The sequence below is a fragment of the Bartonella gabonensis genome (assembly GCF_903679515.1).
In the GTDB taxonomy this organism is placed as follows: Bacteria; Pseudomonadota; Alphaproteobacteria; order Rhizobiales; family Rhizobiaceae; genus Bartonella; species Bartonella gabonensis.
This window is the reverse complement of record NZ_CAHOYM010000001.1, coordinates 43,103-56,141: the sequence shown is the minus strand read 5'-3', so window position 1 is coordinate 56,141 and position 13,039 is coordinate 43,103. Positions and strand designations below refer to the sequence as shown.

The following is a 13,039-nucleotide window of genomic DNA, read 5'->3' as shown; positions in this document are numbered from 1 at the left end:
GAAATGCGAGAGTATTTTAATCAATAGAACTCGTGGTAAAGCCCAAAAAACTCAATAAAGAAGAACAATTTGAAAATTTAAATAAAATTTAAAAAAATTTGCACATTTTACGTAAAAGTTTATGAAAAAACAAACTTTACTGCGTCACCATTAGAGTTTTTAATCATTGTTATCTAAAGACAAACTATATCTACAACGTTGAAAAGTACTATAGATTGCTAGATATCTTCAAAAGGATAAGAGTTGCTGTTGCATATCGACTATTTTACTCTTTCCTTCAATAAATGCTTTTAAGGCTTCGGGGTAGAGTTTATGTTCTGCTTTAAGAACTCTTTGTGCTAAGCGCTCAGGGGTATCATCAGGATAAACCGGAACGGCTGCTTGGGCAAGGATTTTTCCAGCATCCATGTCTTCTGTAACAAGATGAACAGTGCAACCTGTGATTTTTACGCCTGCTTGTAAAACTCTTTCATGCGTGTTTAAGCCTTTAAATGAAGGTAAAAGAGAAGGATGAATGTTTAAAATTCGTTCCTCATAAAGTTTTACGAAACGCGATGAGATAAGGCGCATATACCCCGCAAAGCAGATCAAATCCGGTTTATATTGATCTAAAATCGTGAAAATATTCTCTTCATGCTCTTCTTTCGTTTTGTAGATTTTGCGATCAACAACATGAATAGGTAAGTTATGATTTTGTGCCTTTTCAATACCGTTTGCACGTGGATTATCGCAAATAACTGCGACGATTTCAGCAGGATATTCTTTTTGCTGGCTTGCTTGAGCAAGGGCGACCATATTGGATCCGTTACCAGAAATGAAAATGACGATTTGTTTTTTCATAAATGCAGCTCTCCTTTATAAAGTATTCCTTTATTTTGATCTTGGCGTTTTATTAAAATGCCAAGGGGAGTCACAGTCTCTCCATTTTTTTCAAAAGCTTGCGTAATTGTTTCCGCTGCTTGCTGTGTTGCGATAATGATCATGCCAATACCACAATTGAATGTTCGCAACATTTCTGTTTCTTCTATTTTGCCTTGTTTGGCAATCCATGAAAAGACGGAGGGAACATTGATGGTAGAAAGATTAATTTCAGCACAGAGAGAAGAAGGAATGACACGTGGAATATTTTCAGGAAAGCTTCCACCTGTAATATGCGCTAGAGCCTTAATTCCTTCGTATTTTCGCATGATAGGAAGAAGCGATTTCACATAAATGCGTGTTGGTGTCAGGAGTGCTGTACCAAGGCTGTTTTTTGGGGAAAAAGGGGCAGGGTCATTCCATTTGAGATGGCTTTGCTGGATGATTCGTCGAACAAGCGAAAAGCCGTTGGAATGAATTCCAGAGGCGCTTAGACCTAAGATAATATCGCCTTCTGTCAGGTCTTTTGAAGGGAGCAGCATGCTGCGTTCACATGCTCCTACAGCAAAACCTGCTAAATCGTAATCTCCTTCTGCATACATTCCTGGCATTTCTGCCGTTTCTCCCCCAATAAGAGCAGCTCCGGCTTGTTTACATCCTTCTGCAATACCAGAAACAATTGCAGCACCTTGTTCAGGATCAAGCTTTCCAGTTGCAAAATAATCCAGAAAAAAGAGAGGTTCTGCCCCTTGTACAAGTAAATCATTGACACACATAGCGACCAGATCAATGCCTACAGTGTTATGGTGACCTACTTCAATGGCGATTTTTAATTTCGTTCCCACACCATCATTAGCTGCGACTAAGATAGGATCTATAAAGCCCGCTGCTTTTAAATCAAAAAGGCCACCAAAACCGCCAATTTCTGCGTCTGCTCCGGCTCGTTTTGTCGCGCGTATAAAAGGTTTAATTTTTTCTACCATAGCATTACCCATATCGATGTTTACACCGGATTTTGCATAGGTAAGACCAGCCTTGGATTTATCCCCAGTGTTGGATTTATTATTTGTAAGATCTTGATTGCTCATTGGAGCCTTCCTTTAGTGGAAAATCAGGTTTTGATGTTATGCAATGCCATGATAGAGTTTTCTCTGCAAGAGATATTGATAAGAAAATAAGCAACTTTGCTTGTACCTTATTTTGAAGATGTTTATAATTTTGTGAAGATTTTTTTTAGGATATTTTATGAGCAAGATATCAGATAATCGTGGACAGTCTTCTTGGAAACTTATGAAAAAGAAAATGAGTGAGAATACATCCCGTGACCGTTATAAGACTTATATACCAGCATATACACAATTACCATTACCGAATAATATGAAAAGACAAGTCTTTTTTTGGCTTGGGACGCTGATTTTTTTCATTCTTTTTATGTTTGTTTTTGGATCAATTTTGCTTCCTTTTGTGGCAGGGATTGTGTTGGCTTATTTTCTTAATCCTATTGTTCAACTCCTTGAAAAGTTTGGTATTCGCCGTGTTTTTGGTACTGTTCTCATTACCTTATTTATTGTTATTATCTTTGTTGCTGCTTTAGTTATTCTGATTCCTATTATTAGTTGGCAAATACAGCAATTTGTGAGTGATGGCTTACCTGTTTATATTAATCGTATTCAAACTTTTTTTGTGGAGCATGATTTTGATTGGATAAGGCGTTATTTTGGAAGTGATCCAAATGAATTACGGAGTAATATTAAAGGACTTTTGGGAGAAGGTTCTGATTTTATTACATCTCTTTTGAATTCACTTTTAAAATCAGGAAAGTCTATCGTTAATATTGTTAGCCTATTTGTTGTGGCGCCTGTGGTGGCATTTTATATGTTATTAGATTGGCCACGTATGGTGACAGCCATTGATTCGTTAATACCTCGTGATCATCTTGAAACCGTTCGGAGTATTTTTCATGAAATGGATAGAGCTATTGCAGGCTTTGTTCGTGGACAAGGAACTGTTTGTCTCATGTTGGGTGGCTATTATGCTATTGGTTTAACGATTGCAGGACTCAATTTTGGTCTTTTGATTGGTATGTTTATTGGCCTTATTAGCTTTATTCCTTATATTGGAACAATGAGTGGTTTTGTCCTTTCTGTTGGCATTGCATGGGCCCAGTTTTATCCCAATAATTGGGAGGGAATCATCATTGTGATAGCACTTTTTTTAATTGGTCAATTTATTGAGGGGTATATTCTTCAACCAAAACTTGTTGGTTCATCAGTGGGATTACATCCCGTGTGGTTGATGTTTTCACTTTTTGCTTTTTCTTCACTCTTTGGTTTTACTGGTATGCTTGTTGCTGTTCCTGCAGCGGCGGCTGTGGGCGTTTTAGTTCGTTTTGCTCTTCATACTTATCTTAGTTCTCAGATGTATTCGCGAAGTGGAAAGCCGGAGCCGCTCAAATGAATGGGAGAGAAACGCAACTATCTTTAAATTTCCCTTATGAACCGATTTTTCAATTTGATGATTTAGTCGTGACGGATAGCAATCGTATGGCTTTTCAGCTTATTGATCACTGGCCAAATTGGAGTTTACCTATTGCCGTTTTGGTTGGAAAAGAAGGATCTGGAAAAACGCACTTTTCAAGTATATGGCTGCAAAAAGCAAATGCATTCAGGATATCGCACAATAAAATTGATCAGGTTGTTTCTATGGCTTCTTTAGGCAGATCATTTTTAATAGAGGATATTGATGCAGAGGAAATTAATGAGACAGAACTTTTTCATTTAATTAACAGTGTTAAGCAGGCAAATGTTGATGCACGAAAAGCCACTTTATTGATGACGGCACGGACACTGCCTTCCGCTTGGAATTTAAAGTTAAATGATTTAAAAAGTCGTCTTAATTCAGTGATGTTCGTTGAAATTAATCAGCCTGATGATGCATTGTTAACAGCTGTTGCCTTTAAGCTTTTTTCTGATAGGCAGCTGATTGTGCATCCAGATATGGTTTATTATCTTATCAGCCGTTGTGAACGTTCTTTATTTTCATTGAATCGTGTTATTGATTCTATTGATCAGTTGGCGTTACAAAGAAAAAGCAAAATAACGCGTGCGGTTATTGCTAAAGTTTTGAATAGCAACAAAACGTAAACACTTCTTATCATGGCTTTACATATTCTCTCTTTTGATTGTTGTTTGAATATAAGGAAAAACAAGTCGTTTAAATTTTCTACTTTTTTATGTGTTTCATTTAAATGGCTTTGAGATTTGATTGGATGCGTATTTTTTTCGTCCTTGGGAGAATAGAAAAAGAGAGGAAAAAAACTGAATACAGCTGGATTTATATGAGTACAGTAGTGATATTATATTCCTTTTGGAAAAGTTTTGTAACATTTAAATAATGCATTCTGGTACAGTTGGAGTTTACTTAAAGCAAGATAAAATTATGGAATCTTTATAAAGAGGTTTTATATCAACTAGATGTTTGTACGGATGCTATTTTCTATTTTCGTCAATAAATATGTTGTTGGGGAGAAAAAATTTAAAAACGTTTTTTTGTAAAGAAATGCAACAAAATTGAAAAAAAATGTGTTTTTCTCTTGCACTTCTGTTGTGAAAATTTTAGGAGATGTTGTGTATTAAAATATTAAATGCCGGAGCGTAGCGCAGCCTGGTAGCGCACCTGATTTGGGATCAGGGGGTCGTAGGTTCGAATCCTATCGCTCCGACCATATTTGATAAGGTGTATGAGAATGACCCAGTTGGGTACGTGTGGTGAAAAACGATCATTCAAGCATTGTATAATTTGAAGGGAAAAGGCATGATCGCACGTATTTATAGTCCTGCTAAAACAGCTATGCAGTCAGGTAAGGGCAATACTGGCTTTTGGATTCTACAATATGAGCCGATAAAAGCAAAAATGCTAGAGCCTCTTATGGGGTACACGGCATCATCTGATATGAATAGTCAGGTAAGAATCCGATTTAATAGAAAGGAAGAAGCTATTGCTTTTGCACGCAAGAATGCTATCCCTTATCGTGTAGAAAAGACGCATATGTCGATTCGACGTGCTGTTTCTTATGCTGATAATTTTCGCAGTGATCGGCAGCAATCTTGGACACATTAAGTTAAAGATGCTATTTTGAATTGAGAAAATAATCAGTTGGGTGTTAGGTCCCGTAGCTCAGTTGGATAGAGCAACGGCCTTCTAAGCCGTGGGTCACAGGTTCGAATCCTGTCGGGATCACCATATTTAAGAAAATTAATTAATAGATAAAAAAGTTCGGAGGTTTCCCTTTTATTCTATTAATTTATTTTCTGTATACTCTGGTCTTTTTCATGTTTTTTATTGATGCTATTGCTATTTTTTATTAGCTGTTTGAGTATAAAGTGATGCCATGCTGTTTTCTGTCCAGCCAGAAAGTGTTTTAAATTGTGATACGGTAGCTCTTCGCATTTGCTTATTATATGTTACTGATTTTTAAATACATACTGCATTTCATGCTTTAGAAAACAAATTGCCAAAACTTTCTTTTACGCGCTTCTTTCCATTTTTCTAAAAATGAATGTGCTATTTCTTAGATGAAGTTCATTGCAGCTAACGCCGGTAAAATTTCAAAAAAATGCCTACTTTAAATTTTTTATGAATAATATTATTACGTTTTTCTCTATGATTTTTGGTAAGATTAATTTTTAAGGCATGATAGATTCCGTTTAGAAGTGTTTTATGGAATATTGAAGAATAAAAATAGCGTCTGTTTATGATGAGGTTTAGAGACCACTTCCCTTGAAAGATGAAGTGTATTTTCTTGTATAAAAAGATGCTGTGTATGTACGAACCAGATAAGATATTGTTTTTTTAATGCAATACAATTGTTGCTAATCTGATTTAATGTGGTTATCACTGTTTTTCAGAGTAGGGCTATAGATTTCTTATTTTTATAGGTTTAAGAATGTATGCTCTGTATTTATAGGTTATCTTGTATATATGCTATTTGAATTATGAATGAAGATGAATTGGATCTTAGAGTTAAGTTTTTAGATTTTGCGTTTATATTTCATTTCTTTCTTTATAGTTTGTATGTCATGTGAGAGCTATTTTAGTCTTGAATAACGATTACACTAAAATATTCGCGATAAGATCTGATGTTCTAAACGCATACAATTTAAGGTGATTATTGTTTCAATAGGAAGATCTCTGCCAAGAATAGAGCGCCATTGTATTGCATATTATACGCTTGTTTTAAAGAAACAGCCCTTAAAAGCCCATTTCACGCTGATGTTCGTGAATAGTATAGCGCTAAATCTATTGAGCATCATCATTTTTATGCTTATGAAGGAACAGGATGGTTCCATTTTTTAGCCGCCGATGTTGCGATAGAGCTTAGCTTTTGAGATCGTTATAGATATTTTCGTGTTTTCTTGTACAATTTTTATCCACATGTCAATCCTTCTTGTGACGTGCAAGAGAGATGGTTTTGATTGATTAACATAGAAGAGGTTTGAAATGAGAGAACTTTACAATATTTAGATTTTTCATTTAACATGTAATAAATATAGTTATAAATCAATGTGTTAATCGAATAAAAAACTTGTTTTTATCGTGTTTTTTACTTTTTTTGAATATTTCATGATAATCTGTTATTGGTAAACTTAAAGTACCGCTCTAAAAACCAAGTATTTTACGTACCGAAGAGACTGTTGTTATATCTAACTATTTTGACAACAGGTGTGCGTCAATAGAGAAGAAAGAATCAAAAAAATAGAGGATCGATCAGAAGATAAACAACGCTTTTTAGAAAAAAAGCTGATGTTTATCGAAAGAATTTTATAGTAAATCTTCTAAGCTATCGCAACTGAAATTGTTGTTGTATTTATGATGTTTTCAGATGGTTTATCCCGAGAGGCGTTATTAGAACTTAAAAAATATTAGAAATATCTTGCAGAGCATGCTCTTTATAGAGTCATCTTGCAAAGCCCTATTCTCTAAGCTCTATTTACGCATCCCATACCCTGAAAAGAATATGACAAAACAATAATTACTTATGGCATAAAATTGAATGGTGGGCGTGACAGGGATCGAACCTGTGACCCCTACGATGTCAACGTAGTGCTCTCCCGCTGAGCTACACGCCCATTCATCGATGTTGCATACACCATATAGAATGGCAAACGTCAATGTTTAATTTCATTTTCTCTTAAAACAGATGCAAATAACTTAAAAAATTATCTTTTTAAGCAGCAATAAGGATCTTTTCAACCTCATTGACGAGTTCACGTAAGTGAAATGGCTTAGAGAGAACTTTTGCATCAGGAGGAGCATCACTATTTGAATTGAGCGCAACCGCTGCAAAACCTGTAATGAACATTACTCGTAAATCAGGGTCAATCTCTGTAGCGCGTCGTGCAAGTTCGATTCCATCCATCTCTGGCATCACAATGTCAGTCAGGAGAAGAGAAAATGGTTCTTCTTGTAAACGTTCATATGCGCTAATACCATTATCGAAATCGGCGACTTCGTAGCCTGCACGTTCTAGGGCTTTTACGAGAAAGCGACGCATATCGTTATCATCTTCTGCGAGCAGGATTCGTTTCATGATTGTGTTCCAATGGCTCCATTTGTCAGGGTTTTTGCCGCATCAATTATACAATATAGAGTATTTATAAAAAAGATGGTAAAATACTCATAATTGAAATGAATGGCAAAATGGTTAATTCTTATATTCTTATTCAAAATACAGCATATTCGTTGTGAGTTGGTTAAATTCGAAATATATGTGATTTTGAAAAAAGAAGGGACGATCTAAAACTTTTAAGATGATTCATTGCTATTTTTCTTTTAAATTGTCTGTTTTCTATCAGAACTCTGTTAAAAAAATTATAAAAACCGTTACTGTAGCGATTGCTTATATCGAAAAATAAGTAGAATATTATGTTAATTTGTTGTTTTTAAAAGGTTATCCTAAAAAATAGAATTTTTATAGAGATTTGCAAATGAATATTATAAACGGTGTTTATTTGTAGAGTTATTCTTTGAATGGATAAAAATATTATTTTTTATATAGATTATAAAATTACCACTTAATAATATATCAAAAATAGTATTTTGATGTCTTATTTATAAAAGATATATCATGATGTATTAAGATAGATTTGTTATATTTATTTTATTAAATTAGCTTATTGTAATGATGTATTTTATATAGTCGTTATTTTTGTTATGAGTTGTGATGAATATTTTTTCATGCCTTGTCTGTAAAATCTATAAAACGAATCATATGAGTGGCTAGAAGATGGAATCATTATATAAGGAGTATTGATAAAATGATGGCTCTCATAGAAATCTTCGCTTTTGGTAGAGCAAAATGGAAGTTAAGGTTTCGTATTATTTTATAGATATATTATCGGGGATAAATGCATCAAATGCAGCCCAGAATTGCTTTTTATAGTCTTCGTTATACATGATTGTATCAAGTTCAGCGCCTGTAATGGTAATACTTTCTGTCAGACGTGTGTGTTGGCATAATTGCCGCACTTCAATGTTGTTGGTAAGATTGTTTTGATTGGCGAGAATAAAGAGTGTTGGGATTTGTAAGTGTCCATGGCGGATATTTTTTTTCACAGAATCAATTGCATTAAATACTGATGCCATCCATCGGGATGTTGGGAGTGTAGAGGAAGGAAATGGCCCTTGATACATATGCCCCAATTGTATGTTTTTGAGGCTTGTTTTTTTAAATTTTTTTCCATCCTTCGCTGGTATAAAGCCAAGACCTATATCAGAAAGAAATTGTGTTAATTTATGTTGAAAACCATTCGTTCTATGGCCGAATGGAGCAAAAGTGGGAGAAACACAAAGCAATCTATTAAATTGGTGATTAATGAGATCTAATCCGCTAAGGGCTATCAATCCTCCCATACCATAGGTGAGCATAGAGTAAGGTGGGGGACAATTTTGATAAACAACATTTTTAAGAAATTCATATAAGTCATTAATATCATTATTTATATCAAAGTAATAATGGCGGCTTTTTTTTCTTGTTGTGAGGGATATTTTTTTTTGATCAAACCAGTCAAATATTGCTGTATGAAAACCGCGTTTAGAAATTTCTTTTATGGGTAAAAAATATGCTTCTAAAGCATTTGCGTTGCTTTCAAGAATAACAATTGTTCCCTTAGATTGTTCTACCTCAGGATATGTTATTGCAAAGCGAATTTCACGATCTGTTGCTATTTTAAGGATACGATAATGAATATGAGGAGGAGTGGAATCCCAGTCTATGGGATAAAGAGGTGTTTTCAATTGAAATCCTTTAAGTGTATTTGCCGCTGAACACAACGTAAGATAATGAGAGAACTTTGATATTTATGTAATGATGAAGAAGGATTAAGAAAGGGGTAAGTTGTTTTTTTAATAGTTTTTATCAATTCAGGGACAAAAGAGTTGAAATAAGAGAAAACAATTACCAGATAATACAGTGTGGTTGCCATGATGGAGCCGCGGGTTCACAGGAAAGTTCGCCATGGGAATTTTGTGAATCAATTATAAATTATAGTCGCTCTAAAGGAGGGCAGTATTATGCGTCAAGTTGATTTTTCACCATTTTATCGTTCCACAGTAGGTTTTGATCATCTTTTAAACTGGTTTGATTCAAGAACACAACCAGAAGAAGTTTCTTCTTACCCCCCTTATAATATTGAACGTTTAACTGAAGATTCTTATAGAATTTCTATGGCTGTTGCTGGTTTTTCTCAAGATGAAATTGATATTGAAACGCATTGTAATCAGCTGATCGTTAAGGGAGACAGAAAGCCTGAAAAGAGTGATGAAGAACAAGAATTTCTTTATCGAGGTATTGCTTCGCGTGCTTTTGAACGGCGGTTTCATTTGGCTGATCATGTGAAAGTTATTGGGGCAGAGCTTGGAGATGGGCTTCTTCATATTCAGCTTAAAAGGGAAATGCCTGCTGAATTAAAACCAAAAAAGATAACCGTACAGATGTTACCATCCATTATAAAAAATGATAACAACGGCATTATCGCATAAAGAAAATTTAGAAAATATAAGAAACAAATAATTATAAATTTTTTAAAGAATAACCTAACGCGAGGCAAAGCTCTCGCGTTTCCTGTGTATTTTCGTAAGAACGAAGTCGATTCTCATAAAAACGATCTCTTTCAAATTGATGACAAAAAAATTATTGCACATTATTTTACGTTAAAGAAAAAAATCATGGATGTGCAATTGAAATAAAAAAAACTCTAAATAAGCTTTTTACAACGTTTTAAAAATGGTCGGAGCGGCGGGATTTGAACCCACGACCCCTTGACCCCCAGTCAAGTGCGCTACCAGGCTGCGCTACGCTCCGAATCCGTGTGAAACGATTAAATGACTGTTTCTTTAAAGGCAAGAGAAAAAATAAATAGAACAAAATCTAAAATGCTCTTACACTTATAACTTTTGAAAGTAAAAAATTCTATCCAATCAATATATTGTTATTTATCCAAGATAAGCCACGAATCTGTAAAGTTCTCCCCTATCATTAAATTTTGAGTTTTTTGTGAAGAGAGAAGATTTATGATTTTAGGGGTATTGGGGAAAGAAAGGAGTGCTAATACGTGCGGGAGGTATATTTTCTTTATCTCAGAAGCCATAAAAAACGAATATTTCCAATATGTTATAATTAAATATATGGCATTGAAACATTTTCTTTTGTTTATAGTTTGTAGGGTAGAGGTATTTTGCTTTTTATGGGGACAAAAAATTGTAAACTCTAGATTGCACAATAAAACATCTCATTTTATGAAGATACATTTTTATTCCAATAAATTTTTATCTCAATAAGAAGGTGAGAATGTTTTGATTTATGTCTTGTTGTTTTTCTTCTAAAATACCAGATAGAATATGGTAGGGGAAAAACGTTTAAAGTGTCTATTGGAGTCAAGAAAAGAGTAAACGATGAGTCGTGTTTCAGTAATAAATTTAACACAAGCTGCTGTGAATCGTGTGAAAGCGATTATGGATGCAAAAGATGCACGAGGTATTCTCGTTGGGGTCAAAAAAGGTGGTTGTGCGGGGATGGAATATACAATTACTCTCGTCAAAGAAGAGGGGATGGATGCGGATGTTGTTGAAGTGAATGGTGCTCGTGTTTTTATCGCGCACGATGCGGTATTATTTTTATTAGGAACACAGATGGATTATGAAGTGACAACGCTTCGTTCTGGTTTTGTTTTTAAAAATCCTAATCAAGTTTCAGCATGTGGGTGTGGCGAGTCGGTAGAACTTCGTCCTGTTTCTCAAGAACAATATAAAACGAATCAAGTTTCGTGATATTATCCAAGCTTAGAAAAATTATCATTGCGTAATTCTAGGAAGTTTTTTCTTTTTGGTAGACGAAATTTGATATTTTTTATCGTTCATTTTTGGCTTGTTTCCAAAGTGCTTCCATTTCATTTAAGGATGCGTTAGTGAGTGTTTTAGATTGAATGGATAGCTTTTCTTCAATATAGGCAAAACGATTTCGGAATTTTGTATTTGTTTTTTTTAATGCTTTTTGTGAATCAATTTCTAAGTGGCGTGCGAGATTAAGAAGAATAAAGTAGAGATCTCCAAACTCTTCTTCTATTTCTGATTTTTTTTTATTTTTGATAGCTTTTTTGAGCTCTTCGAGCTCTTCTTCTATTTTTGCAAAAATTTTATCATTTTCTTGCCAATCAAAGCCCACTTTAGCTGCAGCTTCTTGTAAAGCAAGAGCCTCTTGATTTGCAGGCTGGATTGATTTTATTTTTGCAAGAATGCTTAAATTATTATTTTTTTCTTCGCACAATCTCTTTTGTTTAGCTTGTTCTTCTTTTTTTATATATTCCCATTCTTCTTTTATAAAACCTCGTTTTTTTTGCTCGGCATTTCCAAAAACGTGAGGATGGCGGCGAATCATTTTTTCCGTGATTGCATAAATGACATCTTCAAAAGTAAAGCTGCCTTCTTCTTGGGCAATGGTCGCATGATAAATAACCTGTAAAAGAAGATCACCAAGTTCTTCACAGAGATCTTTACGGTTTTTTCGTTCAATAGCGTCGATGACTTCGTAAACTTCTTCGAGCATATAGGGTATGAGAGATTCAAAAGTTTGTTTTTTATGCCAGAGACAACCACTATCAGGATTTCGTAGGGTAGTGATAATTGCAGTGAGATCTTTGATATCTTTTGAGGCTAACATTTGTACTTCCTCTATAATCAGTAGAGCTTATGTTAGATATCCCAACGTCTATGTAACCATGTCCATTGTTCGGGATATTCACGAACCCAACTTTCAACAATATCATTTAATTTTTGCGTAGAAGCAGCGATATCGATATCATTTTTTTCATCACGTGGAAGTTCTACATGCTCATATAATTCTAAACGATGCCGTCCTCCAGGAAGACGAATACAACGTGCTGGATAAATATCACAGTTATATTGTCGCGCAAGCTTTATAATTAAGGGATTTGTTTTAAGGGGTCTGTTAAAAAATGTTCCCATGATACCGCGGCGAAATTTTTGATCAACAAGTATACCAACATTTTTACCTTCTGCTAATTTTCCTGCTAATGCCCACGCTGCACCAGCTTTTGAGGGAACAAGATGTCCCATAGAAGTTTGTCGTGCTTTAAGGACTCGTTTGGCAACATAAGGGTTATTGGGTGGTCTAAATAATACCGTAACATTCAGATCAAAACTTTGTGCGCAGATAGGGAGAAGTTCAAAATTTCCAGTATGCGCTGTGAAAAAAATATGAGGCTTTTTTTCATTTTTTAATCGTTCAAAGATTTCAACTCCTTTAACCTCAATAAAGCCTGGCTCGTTCGCATGAGGATCAAAATCAAAAATTTTATCAAGAAAAATATATTCGGCTAGGAAGCGTCCTATATTTTCCCACATTTCTATTGCAATCGCATAACGTTCTTGCTCTGTTTTTTCTGGATATGCTCTCCTAAGGTTTTCAAGTGTTATTTGATGACGATGTACGAGGGGACCGATTTTTTTTGCTAACCAAGAAAAAAAAGAAATTCCCATTTTGGCTGGAAAGCATTTTAGAATAAATAAAGAACCAAAGAGCAGATATGCCCATAATAAGTAGGATACTTTTTTAGCTATAACTTTAATACAATATATGAGGTTTTTAAGAGAAAGCTTTATCATG

The 13,039-nt window shown here is 34.7% G+C and carries 11 protein-coding genes and 4 tRNA genes; 7 read left to right on the top strand and 8 right to left on the bottom strand.

Translation table 11 applies throughout. The features are described from left to right. Positions 1-228 precede the first annotated feature (228 nt). Together purN and purM are read right to left on the bottom strand one after the other, a co-directional pair. Positions 229-840, bottom strand: a complete 612-nt coding sequence (purN, locus tag HWX04_RS00285) for a phosphoribosylglycinamide formyltransferase (protein ID WP_175868252.1) — start codon at positions 838-840, stop codon at positions 229-231. After that, entirely contained in the window at positions 837-1,946 is a 1,110-nt protein-coding gene (gene purM, locus HWX04_RS00280) for a phosphoribosylformylglycinamidine cyclo-ligase (protein WP_175868251.1), read from the bottom strand. Before purM ends, purN begins: the two co-directional genes overlap by 4 nt. Positions 1,947-2,103: 157 nt before the next feature. Between purM and HWX04_RS00275 the strand changes: the two genes are divergently transcribed. From HWX04_RS00275 to HWX04_RS00255, 5 genes are all read left to right on the top strand, one after another. Next, the gene (locus HWX04_RS00275; protein ID WP_175868250.1) at positions 2,104-3,315 is read left to right on the top strand and encodes an AI-2E family transporter; all 1,212 of its coding nucleotides are present in this window, start codon (positions 2,104-2,106) and stop codon (positions 3,313-3,315) included. Continuing rightward, positions 3,312-4,001, top strand: coding sequence for a DnaA regulatory inactivator HdaA (gene hdaA / locus HWX04_RS00270; protein WP_175868249.1), 690 nt, complete (start codon positions 3,312-3,314; stop codon positions 3,999-4,001). Before HWX04_RS00275 ends, hdaA begins: the two co-directional genes overlap by 4 nt. A gap of 504 nt (positions 4,002-4,505) precedes the next feature. After that, a tRNA-Pro gene (locus tag HWX04_RS00265) sits at positions 4,506-4,582 on the top strand. An 89-nt stretch (positions 4,583-4,671) separates the two neighbouring features. Next, positions 4,672-4,977 carry an ETC complex I subunit gene (locus HWX04_RS00260; protein WP_175868248.1) on the top strand — a complete coding sequence of 102 codons (306 nt, stop codon included), beginning with the start codon at positions 4,672-4,674 and terminating at the stop codon, positions 4,975-4,977. A gap of 46 nt (positions 4,978-5,023) precedes the next feature. Then, positions 5,024-5,100, top strand: a tRNA-Arg gene (locus HWX04_RS00255). 1,811 nt (positions 5,101-6,911) lie between these two features. Here HWX04_RS00255 and HWX04_RS00250 read toward each other — a convergent pair. From HWX04_RS00250 to HWX04_RS00240, 3 genes are all read right to left on the bottom strand, one after another. After that, a tRNA-Val gene (locus HWX04_RS00250) sits at positions 6,912-6,986 on the bottom strand. Between the two features lie 98 nt (positions 6,987-7,084). Further along, a complete protein-coding gene (gene cpdR / locus HWX04_RS00245) occupies positions 7,085-7,447 on the bottom strand; it encodes a cell cycle two-component system response regulator CpdR (RefSeq protein WP_005773448.1) in 363 nt (120 codons plus the stop codon). Positions 7,448-8,235: 788 nt separating this feature from the next. Then, positions 8,236-9,153: a serine aminopeptidase domain-containing protein gene (locus HWX04_RS00240; protein WP_175868247.1), complete on the bottom strand. Its 918-nt coding sequence runs from the start codon at positions 9,151-9,153 to the stop codon at positions 8,236-8,238. A 276-nt stretch (positions 9,154-9,429) separates the two neighbouring features. Here HWX04_RS00240 and HWX04_RS00235 point away from each other — a divergent pair, with 276 nt between their 5' ends. Then, positions 9,430-9,897 carry an Hsp20 family protein gene (locus HWX04_RS00235; protein WP_175868246.1) on the top strand — a complete coding sequence of 156 codons (468 nt, stop codon included), beginning with the start codon at positions 9,430-9,432 and terminating at the stop codon, positions 9,895-9,897. Positions 9,898-10,142: 245 nt separating this feature from the next. Here HWX04_RS00235 and HWX04_RS00230 read toward each other — a convergent pair. Beyond that, positions 10,143-10,219: transfer RNA gene (locus HWX04_RS00230), tRNA-Pro, on the bottom strand. Positions 10,220-10,809: 590 nt separating this feature from the next. On the opposite strand from HWX04_RS00230, the gene HWX04_RS00225 reads away from it, so the two are divergent. After that, positions 10,810-11,184: an iron-sulfur cluster assembly accessory protein gene (locus HWX04_RS00225; RefSeq protein ID WP_175868245.1), complete on the top strand. Its 375-nt coding sequence runs from the start codon at positions 10,810-10,812 to the stop codon at positions 11,182-11,184. Between the two features lie 79 nt (positions 11,185-11,263). Here HWX04_RS00225 and mazG read toward each other — a convergent pair whose 3' ends face one another. After that, complete coding sequence (gene mazG / locus HWX04_RS00220; RefSeq protein ID WP_175868244.1) at positions 11,264-12,073, bottom strand: nucleoside triphosphate pyrophosphohydrolase; 810 nt, start codon at positions 12,071-12,073, stop codon at positions 11,264-11,266. A 32-nt stretch (positions 12,074-12,105) separates the two neighbouring features. Further along, positions 12,106-13,038, bottom strand: a complete 933-nt coding sequence (locus tag HWX04_RS00215; RefSeq protein WP_439330022.1) for a lipid A biosynthesis lauroyl acyltransferase — start codon at positions 13,036-13,038, stop codon at positions 12,106-12,108. Between the last annotated feature and the right edge of the window lies 1 nt (position 13,039).